The sequence below is a fragment of the Amycolatopsis sp. PS_44_ISF1 genome, assembly GCF_032335455.1.
In the GTDB taxonomy this organism is placed as follows: domain Bacteria; phylum Actinomycetota; class Actinomycetes; order Mycobacteriales; family Pseudonocardiaceae; genus Amycolatopsis.
In genome coordinates this window covers 3,207,860-3,224,385 of record NZ_JANUXO010000001.1, presented here as the reverse complement: position 1 = coordinate 3,224,385, position 16,526 = coordinate 3,207,860, and the positions used below count along the sequence as shown (strand labels likewise).

The window sequence follows — 16,526 nt, the reverse complement described above, 5'->3', positions numbered from 1 at the left end:
GGTGACGGCAGGTCACCTACGACCTCGACCTGCCCAAGAAGGCCGCCGGGTACAGCTCGGTGCAGCTGGCGGTGCGCGCCCGCGTTGAGTAACCTGTCCGGCCGTAGGTCACCGAGGGCGCAACACGCTGTCGACGGCCAGGTACAAGGTATCGTTCTCCGCTTGCAGAACCGGCTCCGCGGAGGGTAGCGCCCGCCCCAGTGAGAGTCCATTGAGGACGGTCAACAGGAAAGTCACCGCCCGGGAATGGTCACCTTCCGCGAGCGCACCTTCCTGAGTGAGCACCGCCAGCCAGAACTCCACGCGCCGCCGTGTTTCCTGTTCGATGGCGAGATAGGCCTCACGCACCTGCTCGGTCGGTTCCGGGGCGACGAACTGCTCATGCAGGATCCGGAACGCCTCCCGGGCGCTGGATCCCACACCGAGGGGTGCGAGGATCTGGCGCAGGCAGTCGGCCAGCCGGTCCCGAGCCGGGACGTGCCGGTCGTGGATGTGCTCCGCGGGGGCGATGACGTCGTAGAGCTGCCTGAGCACTTCGTCCTGCAGGGCGCGCTGCGTCGGAAAGTGGAACCGCAGTGAGCCCGTGCTCACACCCGCCCGCGCGGCGACTGCCCGCACGCTGAGCGTGGCCCCTGGATTCTCGGACAGCATCTCTATGGCCGCGACCAGCACTTTCTCTCGACTGCTGGGCTGGGCGTCCGGTCTGGTCATCTCATCCACCTCATCCAGCACACTGTACTAGCACACTGTGCTACCTTATCCACTAGATCGGCTAACACACTGTACTAGCAGGGTGTCGGGGACCGATCCCGGCCGGGATCGCAAGAAAGGGGAGAGGCACGTGTTCGAGACATCTCGGCGACAGTGGGCGGGCAGGAAGGTGAAGCCGGGTGATGGGCGGGCTCTGCCGCGTTTCCGCTGGTGGCAGATGATGCTCGGCCGGGGGCTGCTCTACCTGCAGCCCTCGGTGGCGGAGCGGCGACCGATGTCGTATGCCCTGGACGTGCGGCAGTTCGGCGCAGGCGGCGAAGGCGCCGCACACCTTTACCTCAATGGCCACCAGCACGCTCAGTCCAAGCTCCCCGCGGTGTTCACAGTGGAGGGTGGCGTCATCGAGGTGGCGACGAGCAGGTTCGGCATCAAGCGCTGCCACTACGTGAACAACCGCGGCCAGGAGCACCGGCTCGTTCCCGACTACCGCTCCGGCGAAGGCCGGCGTGCCCGGCTGGAACACGAGCACCCGGCGGCCAGCCGCCTCATCGGTGCCGTGTCGGTACTACTGCTCCTGGTCGGGGTGGGCCTCAACGTGCTGCAGCTGCTGGAGCCGCTCTCCCGGATACCGGTCGTCGCGGCACGCGTCGGTGCCTTCACCTCGCCGGTCAGCCTGCCGATCTGGCTCAACATCGCACTCGGCCTGGGCGCGGTACTGGCCAGCATCGAGCGCGGCCTGCGGCTGCGCTACCACTGGCTGCTCGACGGCGGAGGCCACTGAACCCTCATCCCCAGGCCGCGAACTTCAGCCGCTCCCCACGCTTTCGCCTACTGCTCACACCGGGGCACGCACATGCGCCCCCCGCCCGCCAAGAGACGGACAACGAACCGATGGATTTCCTTCGCGCACCGCTGCACATCATCCGCGCCGACCTACGCGCGTACCTCATCACCAATGCCATCGCCTATGGGGCACTGATCCTGGGCATGGTGCTCTCCTTGATCTTTCCCGCCCTGCGCGCCGCCAGGACGGCCTCGTTCGCTGTTGATCAGGGTGCGCTCGTCACCAGCGTGGTCGGCAACCCGTGGGCGTTCGGCGTTCTCATTTTCCTGGTCAACGTGTTCGCGACAGCGTTACTGCTGATCGTTCTGCCCTCGGTCGTGGTTCCCTTCGCCGGGGTGGCGATTTTCGCGGTCAAAGCGGTCGACCTGGGTATCCTCACCGGTCCGGTCGACCGGGTGTCGTCACTGACGCTCATTCCGCACTCGGTGACCCTGCTGGTCGAATTCCAGGCCTACGTCCTGATCATGTTCGGCGCCTACCTGCTGGGCAGGTCGTGGATCCGGCCGGCCACCATCGGTGCCACCACGCGACGCACGGCCTACCTGCAGGGCATCAAGCGGCTCGCCTGGCTCTGGATCCCGGCGCTCACCCTCCTCGTCATCGGAGCCGCTTACGAGGTCCTCGAGATCTACGTCCTCGTCCCGAAACTGCTCGGCCCCTGACAGACTCAGCACAACACGGGGTCCGCAGGCTCGGCCCTTACCCGCGCCTCGCGCGGTCTCGGGCATCCCGAAGTCCACTTCGCCCAGCGCGGGACCGGCCACGTCGGGTGGGATGTGCAGCTCACCTCTACCTTGCGGCTTGGATCAGCTTCGGGAGTCCCGGGCCAGCTCCGCCGTGAGTTCAGCGAAAGTGAAGATTCCTCGCCGGGAACCCAAGGGTCCGTGACCGCCAGGACCAGGGCTGGATGCTTGGGGTTCGTACTCAACCGGCAGTGTCGCATTCGAGGTCGGTTTCCAGGAGTTGCCGCGCGGCGGTGGCGTAGCGGATCGCGGTTTTCTCGTCGATGCCGAACACGGTTGCCAGGTGCAGCGGGTCAGGTCCGTGGGTGAGGGCTTCCTCGAGTTGCCGGTCGACGTGGAGCCGTTCGAGTGTGGCGGCGAGGCCGCGGAATGCTCTGGTAGTCCAGAGTTTGCCGGCCGGGAGCGTGTCCAGCGCGGTCTGCTGCGTGATCAGCAGGTGGGGATTGGCGGTGTTGGGCCAGCGGGTGCGGCGGTATTCCAGCCAGCCGACGAGGGCTCGGTAGGTGAGGTCGTCCAGCGGGCGCGCGTGCCCGGCCAGGACGAGGCGCCGGTCGCCGAGGTCGACGTCGTCCAACTGGAGTTCACGGATCGTTCTCGGCCGGGCGGCGTGGATGGCAGCCAGGGCGAGGATGAGCCGGTCCGCCGGGGTGGTGACGGCAGCGACGGCCGGCTGATGTTGTCGCTCGGCAGCGGCTGGAGCACTGCGTAGCTCTGGCAGCCGACCCGAACGCGGCTGGTGGGATCGCGGAAGATCGCGCCGGTCTTCTTGGCGTGCCGGAACAGCGAGCGCAGCGCCGCGAGCCGGTTCTCGCGCTGTTTGCCGAGGACGTCATCGCGAACGGCCACGATGTCCTCGCGGGTGACCTCGCGAAGGTGGTCGTAGCGGTCTGACCAGGCGAGCATGATCGGCTGGAGTTTGTTGAGATAGTTCCAGCACGTGGACAACGCGCGAGGTTGACTGCGGGGGCCGCCGTGGCAAAGCTGGCGCGCCCATGTCTCGGCGGCCTGGCGGATGCCGGGCGCGACGTTGGCGATTTTGCGTTCGATCCACCGGTCGAACGAGGGTTCCCGGTCGTCCTCGAACAGCCCGATCCGGTCGATGACCTCGACGGTTCGCTTGGCGTTGAGCCCATGCGCTCGCAGGGCCGGGAGCAGCTCGCTGTAGCGGATGGTCTCGCCTTCGATGTGCTGGGACAGCAGGATCACCAAGGCCCGATCGACATCGCTGACGACCCACTTGGTCCATCCACGGGCCTCACCCAGTCGCCGGGCAACGTGCTGGGCCCAGAGCAGCCACGGGTTGGTGAGGTTGCCGTGCTGCAGCCGGTCGAAACGGGTGAAATCCCTTGAGTCGTCGAAGAAGCGGAGTTGGATGCATCCAGTGGCGGGGTTCGCCGCAGGTACGGGAGGTTGCTGCGGCCGCAGAGGACGGCGGCCTCGTTTGCCCACCCGGCGGCCGGGCTGTCGGGGCTTCTGCATCCAGGCGAAGAACAGCTGGTGGTGGTGTACTCGTTCGAGGTAGGGCGCCAGCACGGTGACTGTGCCCTTGGCATCCAGGCTGGCCTGGCACCAGCACAACCGGCAGAAGTCCTTCTTCAGCGGCACGACACGGCGGCAGCCAGCGGACTCCCCAGGCTCGTGGTTCTGGCCGAACGAGTAGCAGGCGCTGCAGTGTCGGCCGGGCAGTCGCCCCCAGGCGAAGCACGTCAGACAGCTGGCCGGCGGCTTGCTGCCCGCTAGCAGGCGCGTATCGACCGCTACGCGGGCGGAAGTGACCGGCCGTCACGGCGCCTGGCGTCACCGCCGGAGCTCCGGCGGCCGCAGCCTTCGGCGCCTCCTCGGTGCCAGGCTTGCGGACCTTCTCCGGCTCGGGGATGAGGACTTCGCCGATCTCGCAGCCGAGCACGGCGCAGATCACGTCGAGGTCGTCGAGCTTGATGCTGGCCGGGTTGCCCGACCAGAGACCGGACATCTTCCCCGCCGAGATCACCAGCCCGTGCTCGGCGAGCCTGCGTTGCAGCTCGCTCGCCTTCCAGATTCCGCGGTTGGCGGAGGCCAAGCGCAAGTTCCACTTCATGACAACAGTCCTTCCAGCCGCTCGGCGGCCCGGTGCTGGCCGGCAATCCAGGCGTCCTCAATGCGAGTGCGGTGAAGGTGGACGTACTTCATGGTTGTGGCTACCCAGGCGTGTCCGAGCGCCTCTTGGATGGAGATCAGATCCATTCCGGACAGATAGAGCTGGCTGGCGCAAAAGTGCCGCAGGGCATGAGGAGTGAGCTTGTCCGCCCAGGCCGGCAGGTGCGTGGCGGTGGCATCGGAGAGACCGGACCGCAGTGCATCGTCGCCGACCCGTTTCGCGGTGCCGTCGACGTTCTTGCGTTCGGAAGGGAACAGAGATGCGCCGGGCCGAGTGTGGTCGGAATCGAACTGGCCCCAGACGTCCTCGACAAACCAGCGCAATGTCCGATCCGCGCCGTTGATCAGTGGCACCATTCGCTCGCGCGGGCCGCTGCCTCGGGCGCCTTTGCCCTTGCGGACGTGCAGTTTGCCGAACCGGCCGAGATCCCATTTGACGTCGTCCAGGTCGAGCCAGCGGGCCTCGTTGATCCGCAGCCCCACCTGGGACATCAACTTCGAGGCCGCGAAGTTGCGGGCAGTCGGGGCGAACTTCCGACAGGTCGCCAGTTCCTCGCGCCAGCCCCCGAATAACACGGCGACCTCGGCCTCGCCCGGCGGGATCCGCAGCGCGGCGTCCTTGCGCCCGCGCGGCCGATTCATCTCGTCGATCGGGCACTCGACGATCCGGCCGGTCAGTTGGTGGATCTCGACCTTGTGCCGGAGTTCGAGGAACTGGAAGTAGGTGGTCAGGGCCTGTGCTCGCGCCAGGCGTGTTCCCTTGGCCGAGTGCCGCACGACCTTGCCGAAGTAGGTGTCGGCGTCTGCCGATTCCATGTCCCACAACGGTTTCCGAGCCAGGCACGCACCTGTTCCAGATGTCCGACCTCTCCGCGGATCGTCCCGTCCGCTAGTACTGCAACGGCAGTTAGTGGTGCTGTGGTAGACCACCGCGGTGGTGGTCGATGTGGTGGTGGATCAGCTGGACCGGGTGCATGAGCGGATCGCGGGTCGGTTCGCGCGCCCGGAGCCTCGAGGTCGGGCGCGGGAGTATGTGTCCGGGCTGGTGGCGGGGTTGGAGCGGAAGAACGGGTGGACGCTGGCCGAGCAGGCCGGTGAGGCGTCACCGGACGGGGTGCAGCGGTTGCTGCGCTGGGCGGACTGGGACAGCGACGACGTGCGCGGCTACGTGATCGAGCACCTCGGCGAGCCGGGTGGCGTGCTGATCCCGGACGATACCGGGTTCGGCGAAGAAAGACAGCCGCTCGGCCGGGGTGCGGCGGTAGTACTCCGGCACCGCCGGACGGATCGAGAACTGCCAGATCGGCATCTTCCTGGCCTATGCCTCGCCTCGCGGACATGCGCTGATCGACCGCGAGCTCTATCTGCCCGAGCCCTGGATCGCCGACCAGGATCGGTGCCGGCGGGCAGGGATCCCGGACGGGACCGGGTTCGAGACCAAACCCCGGCAAGCCATGGCGATGCTGGCACGAGCGTTCGCCGCGGAGGTGCCGTTCGCCTGGATCACCGCTGATGAGGCCTATGGGCAGGTCACGTACCTGCGGTTGTGGCTGGCCACCAAGGTCAACGACACCCTGGTCACCACCGGCGGTCGCGAAGCCCGCGCCGACGAGCTGATCGCAGGCCTGCCCGCCCGGTCGTGGCGGCGGCTGTCGGTCGGAGAACGAAGCCGGACTCGATCAGTATCAGGTCCGGTCTTGGCGGGCCTGGTATGCCCACATCACCCTGTCGATGCTCGCCCACGCCTGGTTCGCCGTCTCTCGATCCCTTGTCGCAAAGAAGGAACCGCTGCCGGCGAGCCGGGCATGATCGGGTTCACGCTACCGGAGATCCGGCGCCTGCTCACCAAGCTGGTGTTGCGTCTCGCCGATGCGGCTGACCATATCTGGTTCTGGGACCGGTCAGAGATCCCCTCTTTTCGCCCGCACGCAGGCCCCGTCGACGGTTACATGGCTCCAGTCGAGCAGGCCCTGGCTGCCGAGTTCGTCCAAGAGCATGTGGCGCAACTCGCGCCACCGCCCGATCTTGGTCCACTGGCCGAAACGGCGGTGCGCGGTCTGGAACGGCAACCGAACGACGGCGGCAGATCCCGCCAAGCACACCCGCTGGTCCGCACGTACACGATCGCGGTGAACACCGCACGAGCGCACATCGGAGCCGTGCCATCGCCCTGCGGACGCGGCTGGAACACCGGAATCAACAGGCCGCTCTACGCCAAGTGCGCAGGGCCGGCGACTCACCAAGTCCGCCACCGCCGCGTTCGGACAGCACCCGGTCTTCGCTTCTCAGCGAAGGTGAATCGCATGCCTGGTGATGAGGCTGATCGCGTGAGGGACTCGACCTTCCTCGGGTGGCTCGCCGAAGCATCGAGCGAGAGATTCGACGACGACGCGCTCGAGCCGGTCTGGGGATACGCGGTCGAGATCGGCGTAAACGTCGGACAGCAGTACGACCGTCTCGCGCACGACATCAGGGTATTCCGGGGTCTGGTCCGGGTACACGATATCCATGGGATCGGCCTGTTGCAGGCACTCGAGTAAGATCGACGCTGTAGGCGCGAACTCCCGATTCACAACCGCATTGGCGGCCCGGTGTTGTTCCGGTGTATTGAGCAGCGCCCAAAAGGGCGGGCTGAGCGGTCGTATGTCTTCCGGGCGCGCGCCTCCGTCGGAATCAGTTGCCTCCCAGGTGAGGGCCTCCCAGGCAACGCTCGCCGATTCGGCGCTGATCAGCCGGGTCGTCTCTTGGGTGAGGCGAGGGTTGGGCACGTGGCCAAAACTTCGTGCAATGCCTTCGCCGATGATGTCGTGCAGTTGTGCGATGCGGATCCGGTCGAGGTTCCCGTTGGCCCCGGAGAGGAGTGCAAGGGTTTCCGCGATGGCGTCGTTGTCGCCGTCGGGGTTTCCCGGGTGTGCGATGTCGACGGCAAATACGGCCTCGAACGCGCTGGCGAGAAGGCTCGTCAGGCGAGGGAACCGGCGGTACAGGACATCGCGCACGATGCGGCGTTCCTCATCGGACTCGAAACGCCAGAACGCGGCCACCATCGGCTCACGCTGCTCTGCGGTCACTTAACCTCGCTTTTCCAGGATGGTCTTGAAGACGGCGTTGCCGTTGGGCTTGATCTGGTAGACAGCGTACGTCTTGTCGTTCAACGGCACCAGCATGCGGTCGGCGTTGGCCGTATCCGGAATGGTTCCTCTGGGGAATCCTTCACGTTCGATCGACTTCCCGAGCCCCTGCACTGCTTCCCTCGCTGCCTTCTCGTCAGCGAATCCTCCGCGTTGCCATCGACCACCGTCGCCGAGGTGACTTGCGTTGGTGTTGACGACTTTCCGTGGTTTCTCGCCTATTTTGGGCAGGGTGACGCGGGCGGCCCCTTCGCCGATTTTGCCTGCTTCGCGGATGATTTTGGCGCCGCGTCCGGCGGCACCGGCGGCCATGGCGGTGCATGCTTTGGCGTCGAGGAGCGCGCAGGCCTTGATGTCGGAGAGGAAGATGTCGTAGATGAAGCCGGCGAAGCCTCCGAGTGGCCCATTGGGGCGGCATTGATCGGTGGTGCCGCCAAGGGCAAAGCAGACTTCGGCTTGGGGCCAGGGGCCGCGAGCGGCGAAGTCGAGGGCTTCCTGCCAGGTGAAGTGGCGGGAGCCGGTATAGCCGATGCCGCGGAGTGCTTCGTAGCGTTCGTCGGACAGGTCGTGGCCGAGGGCGGGCTGGGTGAGGTCATCCGCGGTACTGGCGCCGCTTTCGGCGGTGTTGCGCTCGTCGGGATTGGCCCGGTTGAGACGGGTTTCAGCGGCGAGTTTGGCGAAGTAGGTGCGGTAGGCGGTGTCGGCGGCGTCGCGGGCTGCCGCGGCGTCGCCGGCGGCATTCGCCGCCGCGGTGGCGGCGCGAGCGGCGGAGCCGGCAGCCTGTTGCGCCGATACACGGGCCGTGACGGCGAAGCGATAGGCACGCCAGGCCGCAGACGCGGCGATGTTCTGGGAGTGACCGGCTTGATCGGAGGCGGCGCGGGCTTTCTGTGATGAGGCCGCGGCTTGGGTGGCGGAGTCGGCGGCACGCTGGGCCGCGGCACGGGCCTGAGCGCTGTAGCCGACAGCTTGATTGGCGTAGCCACGGGCTCGTGCGGCCTGTTCCGCGGCCTTGTTCGCGGCGGCCAGTGCCGGGGCGACGGCGTCCCAGGCGTCGGCGGCTTCGCCGGCGGCGAGCGCGGCAGCCTCGCGGGCGAGGGTGAGGAAGTGCTCGACGCTCGCGACGTGGGCCGCGGTGACCTGGTCTTTGGCGACGGCGAGATACTGACTGCGGTCGAGGAAGTCCCGGATGCCAATGACGGGCCCAGCGAGGGCTTCTTCGGCGGCGTTGGCCAGGTTCTGCTGGTTGTTCGTGCGGGCCTCGGTCTGGACGCGGGCGACGACCAGAACGTCGTCGCGCTGCTGCCGATAGGCCTGGGTGCGGGCCAGCAGCGCCCTCACATCGGCCGGCGTCCCGGCCAGCGCTGTGATCGCGGCGTCGGCCAGTTTCTGCTGCCCGGCAGTGCGGGCGGTCTCCAGGACCGCGCGCGCCGCGGCTAGGTCGTCGGCGTCGCGGCCGGGATAGGTGGGGTCGGCGAGGAAACTGCGGATCTGCTCGATCGTGCCGGCGGCCGCGGTCGTGGCCGCTGCCCGAAGCTTCGCGGGCTCCCCGGAGTCGGGCATGACAGTCGCCGGGGCAGCGAGGACTGCGATGCGGTCCCGGTCGTCGGCCTCGGCCGCGGCGTCAAGCCCGGCACGGGCGAATCCTTCGGCGGCGTCGTCGTCACCACCCAGCGCGGTCTCGGCGACCGTTTGGGTCCACGGCCCGGTGGTGGGGTTACCGGCCAGTCGCAGCGCCACCTGTCGTGCCAGCCCGGCTCGCGCCGCCGGCGCGGTACGCAGATCACGCGCTGCCGCGAGTCGCTGCTGGGTGATCGAGTCCCAGCGGCTGGTTTCAGGTCCTGCGGTGGGCTGGTCGTTGGCGGGCTCGTTGGGGTGATCAGGGTCTGGCAGATCCGCGGCGGCGCGGGCGAGGGCGAGTTTGTGCTCGTGCTCGGCGGCCAGTAGTTCGGTCTCGGCCTTTCGGGTGTTGTCGGCGATCTCTTGGGCCTTGTCCGCCGCCGTGCGTGCGGCATCGGCTGCGGTGGTAGCGGCCTTCGCAGCTGTGACGGTGTCCTGGGCCGCGGTTGCCGAGCGTCCTGCCATGTCGGCTGCGGTATCCGCCAATCTCGCGGCTACTTCGGCGTTGGTGGCGGCGTACATGGCGCTGTTCGAGGCCTCTTGGGCGGCGTAGTTGGCCTGCCCGGACAAGTTCGTCGCGGTGTCCGCCGCGGTCCGGGAGTGAGCTGCTTCAGCTTGCGCACGCGCGGCGGCTCGGGCGGCTTGCCGGTAGTACGCGGACGCCGTGCCAGCCGCGCGCGCCGCCTTTGCTGCCAACGCGGCAGCCGCGGCGGCCTTCTCGCCGGCTCCGGCCGCGGCAGACGCGGCAAGGCCGGCCTGTACCGCCGCCGCACCCGCGGCTCGTCCGGCGTCCGCGGCGACACGGGCGCCGGCTGCGGCGTCGCGGGCTGCTTGGGCCGCGATCCTGGCATCGGCTGCCTTGCGCGCGTCCCCCGACGCCGCCGACGCGGCACGGGCGGCCTGTCCGGCCGCACGCGAAGCGACGGCTGACGCCGCCGCGGCCTTCGAGGCCGCCGACATCGCGGTGCTCGCCGCTGCCGCGGCGGCGCGGGACGACTCCACGGCCTGCTGGCTGGCCTGCGCGGCCCGGCCTGCCAAGTCAGCGGCACGGGCGGCCTGGCCGCCCGCCAACCCGGCCATCTCTTCTGTCGCCCCCGCGGCGTCTCCGGCCCGATCCGCGAGCCACGCCGCGGAGTCGGCGAGACTGATCGCACGGGCCGAGGCGTCCTTGGCTGTCTGCGTTTCCTCAGCGGCCCGCTGCCGTGCTTGCTCGGCCTGCTCGGCCAAGGCCCGAACCGAGAGCAGCTCATTGTCCCGTGCAACGGCCAGCGTGTACCCGAAGTCCAGGAATTCCCGCTCCTCCTCCGGAGTGCCGTCCAACGCGACCTGGATGGCCTGGTAGACGGCTGATCCCTTCGGCGCGACGTCCAGCATCCGGGCGATCCGCATCTCCATGTCCACGATCTCGGCGCCGGCCCGCCCGCCGTCCACGAAGCCTCGCAGCGCCTCCACGGTGCCCGCGTCGAGGGCCCGCTGGGCGCGAGCCCGGACCTCCGAACCCTCCGCTGCTGCCGCACGAACCTCGTCCACCTGCTTGCGCAGATCCTGACGATGCGCATCGATCCAACCGGACACCAGGTAGGTCTGAACAGCCTGGGGCGATCCCGCCAGCGCCGTCGTCGCGCGCTCACGGACCACCGGGCCGCCACCGGCGGCCAACTGCTCCACCTGGCCGCGCACGTCCTGCTGCTCAGCGACGGCCTGACCGGTGTCCAGGAACGCCTTCAACTGCGCGTCGGTGCCGGTCAACGCCGCACTCGCCGCGATCTGCACCGCGGGCCCGCCGTCCCGCCAGACCGCGAGCACCCGCTCCCGATCCGATGCGGTGGACCCGGCCGGGGGCGTGGGATCGGCGGACGCCGGCGGCGCGCCGATCAAACCCGCCGTGACCGTCAGCGCCAGCGCGACCGCCAGCACACGCCCGGCAACGCCGCTGCGCCCAGCACGAGCCATCCTCGACGTCAGCATTCCCCGTCAGCCCCCCAGAAACAGATATGAACAGATTTCGCTACGGAGCGAAATGCGCACCGCACACAGATTTTGACGAGCAACTATTGTCGATGATTTCCGGCCACCTGGTACCGGCGGGAGGAGTGTACGCGTCGCGATGATCAAGGGTCAAGTGTGTAATTGACCTCACAATCAGGGGTCAGGCCGTCGCCTGCTAAAAGCTTTCTCCCCCTGCCGGGGGACATAGTCGCCGCTGCCGTTCGCTGCCGAAAGACAGTAATGCCGCCTGCCGAGCGAAGGATGTAACAGATGTCCGCCTGCTTTCGATGGACCGATGGCGCCTTAAGGTGGCGCACGGGCACGGCCAGGTTTCGCGGGCTGACGTACGCGATTGCATTGACTCAGGCCCGGTTGACTGCATTGCTGAGGGGAAATGGTGTTGCGCGTGTCTCGGATCGGTGTGGTCGCCGTCTGTGTCCTGATGGGACTGGGCGTGCCGGCCGTGGCCGTAGCGGACCCGGTCCCACTGGAGCCGGTGAGCTGCGCCGGGCGCACCGACGTGGTGCGAGTGAAGTCCTCGGCTGGGGACGGCCGGCCGGTGTGCTTCGAGATCCCGGACGACTTCGGTGAGTACGCGGTGGACGTCCCCGGGGCCTACCTGCTCGCCGGGGACAACGCTCATCCGATCACCGTCACCCTCATCGACGGTTCCGGTACCGCCGGAGCGGTCGACATCGATCTCGGTGGCTGGACCGCAGTCGGGGCCGGCAAAGAGCACACGGCCGCATCCGCGTTGCGGCTGATCAGCGCCGCCACGGCACAGGGCTACGCCGCGATCACCGCCGAGCGGAAACGGCTCTCCGTTGAAGATCCCGCCGAAGGCTTCGTCGACTTCTTCCTCAGCGAGCCCCTCGGCCATGTGCGCCGCGCCCAGCCGCACGCAGCCGAAACCCCCGAGAACCTCGGATGGGTGCAGTACTACGAAGGCGGCGGCGCGATCTACTACACCGCAGCCGGCGGTGCCCGCGCCATCTACGGCATGGCCCTCGACAGCTACCTCAAGACCGGGGGCCCTGCCGGGCCGCTGGGTTACCCCAGCACCAGCCAGCAGAGCAACCCCGGTGGCGCGAAGAACGGCTGGCATGTCGACTTCGCCGGTAACCCCGCCGCTGCGGGCGGCGGTAACGGCGGAACCATCTACTGGAACGCTCTGCTCGCACAGACCTTCGGCGCACAGGTGTTGTACGGGCCCGTCTGGGAAAAATGGGTCGCACTCGGCAGAGCCGCCTGGCAGGGAGAACCTCTCACCAGCCTCACCCCCACCCCCAGCGGTCCCAACGGCGCAGGGGCTTACGCTCATTTCGGCCAGCCCACCCAAGCCAATCAGCAAGACCTCGAGGGCCTGGCCAACGCCTCCATCTTCTACAGCGACCAGACCAAGCAGGCCCACACCGTGCAAGGCTTAATTCGGCAGACCTGGCGGCAGAACGGCTGGGAACAAGGCCGCTTCGGCTTCCCCACCACCGACACCACCGCATCCCCCACCGGTGGCGTCCTCTTCAATCACTTCACTCACGGCTCGATCTACTGGAAGCCCGGCGTCGGCATCCGTGTCGTGACCGACCAGATCCACACCAAGTACGCCTCGCTGAACTACGAAAGCGGACCGCTCGGCAACCCCGTCACCGACGCCACGACATTCGGCTCGAACGGCGGCCGTGTCCAGCGGTTCGACGGCGGCTCGATCTACTCCACCCCTACCGGCGGCACGACCGCCGTCTACGGCGACATCGCCCGCAAGTACGCCGAATTCGGCAACGAAACCGGCATCCTCGGCTACCCCGTCTCCGACACCACCACCGCCGGCGACGGCAAAGGCCAGTTCGTCACCTTCAGCAACGGCGCCGCGATCTACTGGTCACCCACCACCGGCGCCCACGCCGTCTACGGCACCATCCGGGCCAAGTGGAACGAACTCGGCGCCGAGAAATCCTTCCTCGGCTACCCCACCAGCGACGAAACCGCGTTGCCCAAGGGGCGACGCAACACCTTCACCGGCGGCCGTATCGACTGGAGCAGCGAGGGCGGCGCCACCGTCGCCTACACCACCCAGGCCCTGACCGCCAAGGCGGTCGAGTTCAAGGGCACCCAGTCCGGACGCTGCATCCAGATCGCCGGAGTCGGCAACGACGCCCTCGCCGACCTCGCCGGCGCCGAGCTCTGGGACTGCTACACCACCGCGGTGAAACAGATCTGGGACGTCGTCGACCTCGGCGGCAACAAATACGCATTCAAAAACCGCAACTCCGGCAAATGCCTTGACCTCTACAACGCCAACACCACCAACGGCACCACCATCGATCAGTACACCTGCCACTACGGCGCCGCCCAGCAATGGGAAATCACCACCGCACCCAACGGCAGCATCGCACTCCGCAGCGCCACCTCCGGCAAAGTGGTCGAAGCCTTCAACAACCAAACCGGGAACGCCACCCGGGTCCAGCAATGGATGGACCTTATCCAGGCCAACCAGCAATGGACCATCGTCCCCGTCTGATTACCGTCGCACCCCGAGAGCCGGTCGCCCTCGACACCCTCGAGGGCGACCGGCTCTCGCCATCCGAACGACGCAATGACGACCCCCGCCCGTCTCGACCTACCAGGCGAAGTTGCTGGGGAGCCGACCGGCGCGCAAGCTCCACGACGCGTTCGGCCACTGAAGCCAACGGCGCGAGGAAGACTACCTCTTGTCCCGGCGCGCTCTGCGGGCCACCCAGAAGCCTGCGAACGACCCGCCCGCGACTGAGCCACAGGAGACGAACCCGTGGATCCACGGGTCGGGCAGGCCCACCACGAAGCCGATCCCCACGCCGGCGAAGTATGCCAGCACCACCACCGCGACGAGCTTGACAACCTGACGCCTCACATGGTTTCGGGCTCTGATTGGCTTCACCCCAGGTTCTCCGGTCGTCGATGAGTAGCCGGGATCAGGCATCGTCGACCAGCAGGCGAGTCATCTGCGGGTCACGCTCTGCGCGTCGACGAAGTCGGCGGTGCCAGCCTGCACGGCCTCACCTCCGCCGTGTTCAGAGCACTCGAGGTCCGGCATCAACAGCCCCAGGTCGCTGTACACGTGCGCCGGCGACTCGTACTCAGCCAGCGGCCGTATCTCGAAGATTGGCTCCATACCCTCGACGCTGACACACCGAAGGCCCGCGGAACAGACCGCTCGGCGAACTGGGGATAACCTGCAGCCCATCAGGTGCCTCTGCGCCATGATCAGGCCGTAGCCGCCGCTTGGCACCAGGGCGATCGCGCTCAAGCTTCGTGGTCGATGCGAAGATCTCACAGTAGAGCCGGGTCTGCTGCACGGGTTGGTGACATCTGAGTTGGCTTGCCGTGTTGGTGAGCTGGGAGGATGTCGTGCGGGTCGCCCGCGACCGTGAGCCCGGTGTGAGGGGTCGAGCAGATCGCGAAGGACTTCGGGGTCCACCCGATGACTTTGGTCAAGTGGCTGCGCCAAGCCGACCCTGACGAGGGCATCGAACCGGGTGTGACCAGGAACGACTCGGCGGAGCTACGCGAGGCCCGCAAGCGGATCAAGCTGCTGGAGCAGGAGAACGAAGTCCTGCGCCGGGCGAGGGCGTATTTGTCTCAGGCGAACCTGCCGGGAAAAGGCTTTACCCGCTCGTGTCGGAGCTGGCCGCGGACGGGATTCCCGTCGCGGTGACGTGCCGGGTACTCGACATCGCTCGACAGCCGTACTACCGGTGGCATGCCCGGCCAATCACCGCCACCGAGCTCGAACAGGCCCATCGGGCGAACGCGTTGTTCGACGCTCACCGCGACGACCCGGAGTTCGGCTACCGGTTCCTCGCCGACGAGGCCCGCGACGCCGGCTGCTCGATGGCGGATCGGACCGCGTGGCGGATCTGCTCGTCGATGGGCTGGTGGAGCGCGTTCGGCAAGAGGCGCGGCCGCAACGGCAAGAATACCGGTCCACCGGTCCACGGCGACCTGGTTCGGCGCGACTTCACCGCTACCACGCCGAACCGACTGTGGCTTGCCGGCATCATCGAACACCGCGCCACCGAGGGAAAACTGTATCTCTGTGCGATCAAGGACGCCTGCTCCAATCGGACCGTCGGCTACTCCATCGACTCCAGGATGAAGTCCCGCCTCGCCGTCACCGCGCTGACCAACGCCCTCGCCCGCCGCGGCATACCGGTCCAGCCAGTCTTCACACACGTGCAGGAGACCCCCATCGCGGACGCGATATGCGCCTGCGGCCACCCCGCCCGGTGACGTTGGAAAATCAGTAACCTGCCCAGAACCGTGGTCCGGGCGTTACGGTAAGACACGAGAGCCTCCGGTCGGAGTGGGTCCTAGACAAACCACACCCCACCCGGGGGCTCTCCTCACGTCAACCCGAACCCTTCCGCCACCAACGTCCTGGCCAGATACACCTTAGCGCTGTCTCGTAACCCGGTGGATGGCTGTGACGGCGGGTGGTTGTTGATGTCCGTGTGCAGGTGATCTGGTCATCGAGCCCCGAGTGGATCCACCCGTGCACCGGGTTGCAGCCCGCCCAGTTCCGCAAGCTCGTGCGGGTGGTGGCCGTGCGCGGTGGTGAGGACATCGCCGACGGCCGCCCCGGCAGGCAGTGGGCATTGTGCCTGGCGGATCGGGTACTGCTCGTGGCGACCTACTGGCGTACGAATCTCCGGATGCGCCAGATCGGGCCGTTGTCCGGGGTTGCGCACTCCGCGGTGCACCGGGTCATCGACACCCTCGGCCCGCTGCCGGCACTGGCCCCGGTCCGCCGCCGACGGGTCGATCAGATCGCGATCGTGGACGGCACCCTCATCCCGACCCGCGACCACCGGCTGGCGGCACCGTCGAAGAACGACCGATACTCCACCAACCTGCAGGTAGCCATCGACGCCGACACGCGCCTGGTCCCCGCCATCGGGGACCCGCTGCCGGGCAACCGCAACGACCGCACCGCCTACCGCGACTCCGGCATCGAACAGAAACTCACCGGCCACCCGATCCTGGCTGACGGCGGCTACCAGGGCAACCCGGCAGTGATCATGCCCTACCGCAAACGCCGCGACAGGCAACCACTCACAGCCTGGCAGGAAGACCTCAACCCCACCCACCACACGATCCGCGCCCGCGTCGAACACACACTCGCCCGCATGAACCTGTTCAGCATCCCGCGCGACTACCGCCGCGCCGCCAGCACACTCGGCGACACCGCATCCGCCACCGCCACCCTGCACAACATCATCCCCACCGGCTGACCACGCCATCACCGGCAAGCACTCCAAGATCAGTTACGAGACATCCCTTAGACGGCGGAGCACCCGCATCATTGACGGCCGACCG

The 16,526-nt window shown here is 67.7% G+C and carries 11 protein-coding genes and 5 pseudogenes; 7 read left to right on the top strand and 9 right to left on the bottom strand.

Translation table 11 applies throughout. The annotated features are described in order from the left end of the window. Positions 1-108 precede the first annotated feature (108 nt). Positions 109-711: a TetR/AcrR family transcriptional regulator gene (locus NYF13_RS14420; protein ID WP_315656924.1), complete on the bottom strand. Its 603-nt coding sequence runs from the start codon at positions 709-711 to the stop codon at positions 109-111. A gap of 82 nt (positions 712-793) precedes the next feature. Between NYF13_RS14420 and NYF13_RS14415 the strand changes: the two genes are divergently transcribed. After that, the gene (locus NYF13_RS14415; RefSeq protein WP_315656922.1) at positions 794-1,492 is read left to right on the top strand and encodes a hypothetical protein; all 699 of its coding nucleotides are present in this window, start codon (positions 794-796) and stop codon (positions 1,490-1,492) included. A 110-nt stretch (positions 1,493-1,602) separates the two neighbouring features. Then, positions 1,603-2,217, top strand: coding sequence for a stage II sporulation protein M (locus NYF13_RS14410; protein WP_315656920.1), 615 nt, complete (start codon positions 1,603-1,605; stop codon positions 2,215-2,217). Between the two features lie 510 nt (positions 2,218-2,727). Here the strand turns inward: NYF13_RS14410 and NYF13_RS14405 are convergent. The 3 genes and pseudogenes from NYF13_RS14405 to NYF13_RS14395 all read right to left on the bottom strand — a co-directional run bounded on the left by NYF13_RS14405 (position 2,728) and on the right by NYF13_RS14395 (position 5,250). Next, positions 2,728-3,903, bottom strand: a complete 1,176-nt coding sequence (locus tag NYF13_RS14405; protein WP_315657359.1) for a hypothetical protein — start codon at positions 3,901-3,903, stop codon at positions 2,728-2,730. 316 nt (positions 3,904-4,219) lie between these two features. After that, positions 4,220-4,375: pseudogene (locus NYF13_RS14400) on the bottom strand (XRE family transcriptional regulator); the annotation flags it as partial. Further along, positions 4,372-5,250 carry a site-specific integrase gene (locus NYF13_RS14395; RefSeq protein WP_315656918.1) on the bottom strand — a complete coding sequence of 293 codons (879 nt, stop codon included), beginning with the start codon at positions 5,248-5,250 and terminating at the stop codon, positions 4,372-4,374. The gene NYF13_RS14395 and the pseudogene NYF13_RS14400, both read right to left, overlap by 4 nt. 118 nt (positions 5,251-5,368) lie before the next feature. On the opposite strand from NYF13_RS14395, the pseudogene NYF13_RS14390 reads away from it, so the two are divergent. Next, positions 5,369-6,243 (top strand): annotated as a pseudogene (locus NYF13_RS14390) (IS701 family transposase). An 84-nt stretch (positions 6,244-6,327) separates the two neighbouring features. Here the strand turns inward: NYF13_RS14390 and NYF13_RS14385 are convergent. From NYF13_RS14385 to NYF13_RS14375, 3 genes and pseudogenes are all read right to left on the bottom strand, one after another. Next, positions 6,328-6,637 (bottom strand): annotated as a pseudogene (locus tag NYF13_RS14385) (transposase); the annotation flags it as partial. 82 nt (positions 6,638-6,719) lie between these two features. Further along, positions 6,720-7,505: a hypothetical protein gene (locus NYF13_RS14380; RefSeq protein WP_315656917.1), complete on the bottom strand. Its 786-nt coding sequence runs from the start codon at positions 7,503-7,505 to the stop codon at positions 6,720-6,722. Continuing rightward, the gene (locus NYF13_RS14375) at positions 7,506-11,153 is read right to left on the bottom strand and encodes an ALF repeat-containing protein (protein WP_315656916.1); all 3,648 of its coding nucleotides are present in this window, start codon (positions 11,151-11,153) and stop codon (positions 7,506-7,508) included. It abuts the gene before it with no gap. A 427-nt stretch (positions 11,154-11,580) separates the two neighbouring features. Between NYF13_RS14375 and NYF13_RS14370 the strand changes: the two genes are divergently transcribed. Beyond that, a complete protein-coding gene (locus NYF13_RS14370) occupies positions 11,581-13,692 on the top strand; it encodes an RICIN domain-containing protein (RefSeq protein WP_315656915.1) in 2,112 nt (703 codons plus the stop codon). Positions 13,693-14,148: 456 nt separating this feature from the next. Here NYF13_RS14370 and NYF13_RS14365 read toward each other — a convergent pair whose 3' ends face one another. Beyond that, on the bottom strand, positions 14,149-14,322 hold the full coding sequence (locus tag NYF13_RS14365) for a hypothetical protein (protein ID WP_315656913.1): 174 nt from the start codon (positions 14,320-14,322) through the stop codon (positions 14,149-14,151). A gap of 309 nt (positions 14,323-14,631) precedes the next feature. On the opposite strand from NYF13_RS14365, the gene NYF13_RS14360 reads away from it, so the two are divergent. Then, complete coding sequence (locus tag NYF13_RS14360) at positions 14,632-14,865, top strand: hypothetical protein (RefSeq protein ID WP_315656911.1); 234 nt, start codon at positions 14,632-14,634, stop codon at positions 14,863-14,865. Between the two features lie 176 nt (positions 14,866-15,041). Further along, positions 15,042-15,302: pseudogene (locus NYF13_RS36695) on the top strand (IS3 family transposase); the annotation flags it as partial. Positions 15,303-15,358: 56 nt separating this feature from the next. Here the strand turns inward: NYF13_RS36695 and NYF13_RS14355 are convergent. Beyond that, positions 15,359-15,496, bottom strand: a pseudogene (locus NYF13_RS14355) (IS481 family transposase); the annotation flags it as partial. 165 nt (positions 15,497-15,661) lie between these two features. Here NYF13_RS14355 and NYF13_RS14350 point away from each other — a divergent pair. Continuing rightward, the gene (locus tag NYF13_RS14350; RefSeq protein ID WP_315656909.1) at positions 15,662-16,441 is read left to right on the top strand and encodes a transposase family protein; all 780 of its coding nucleotides are present in this window, start codon (positions 15,662-15,664) and stop codon (positions 16,439-16,441) included. Positions 16,442-16,526 lie beyond the last annotated feature (85 nt).

What these genes read in the sequence shown, in the direction of transcription:
- NYF13_RS14365 (WP_315656913.1), bottom strand. Translation starts at nt 14,322, where the DNA reads ATGGAGCCAATCTTCGAGATACGGCCGCTGGCTGAGTACGAGTCGCCG.
- NYF13_RS14410 (WP_315656920.1), top strand. Translation starts at nt 1,603, where the DNA reads ATGGATTTCCTTCGCGCACCGCTGCACATCATCCGCGCCGACCTACGC.
- NYF13_RS14395 (WP_315656918.1), bottom strand. Translation starts at nt 5,250, where the DNA reads ATGGAATCGGCAGACGCCGACACCTACTTCGGCAAGGTCGTGCGGCAC.
- NYF13_RS14420 (WP_315656924.1), bottom strand. Translation starts at nt 711, where the DNA reads ATGACCAGACCGGACGCCCAGCCCAGCAGTCGAGAGAAAGTGCTGGTC.
- NYF13_RS14360 (WP_315656911.1), top strand. Translation starts at nt 14,632, where the DNA reads ATGACTTTGGTCAAGTGGCTGCGCCAAGCCGACCCTGACGAGGGCATC.
- NYF13_RS14375 (WP_315656916.1), bottom strand. Translation starts at nt 11,153, where the DNA reads ATGCTGACGTCGAGGATGGCTCGTGCTGGGCGCAGCGGCGTTGCCGGG.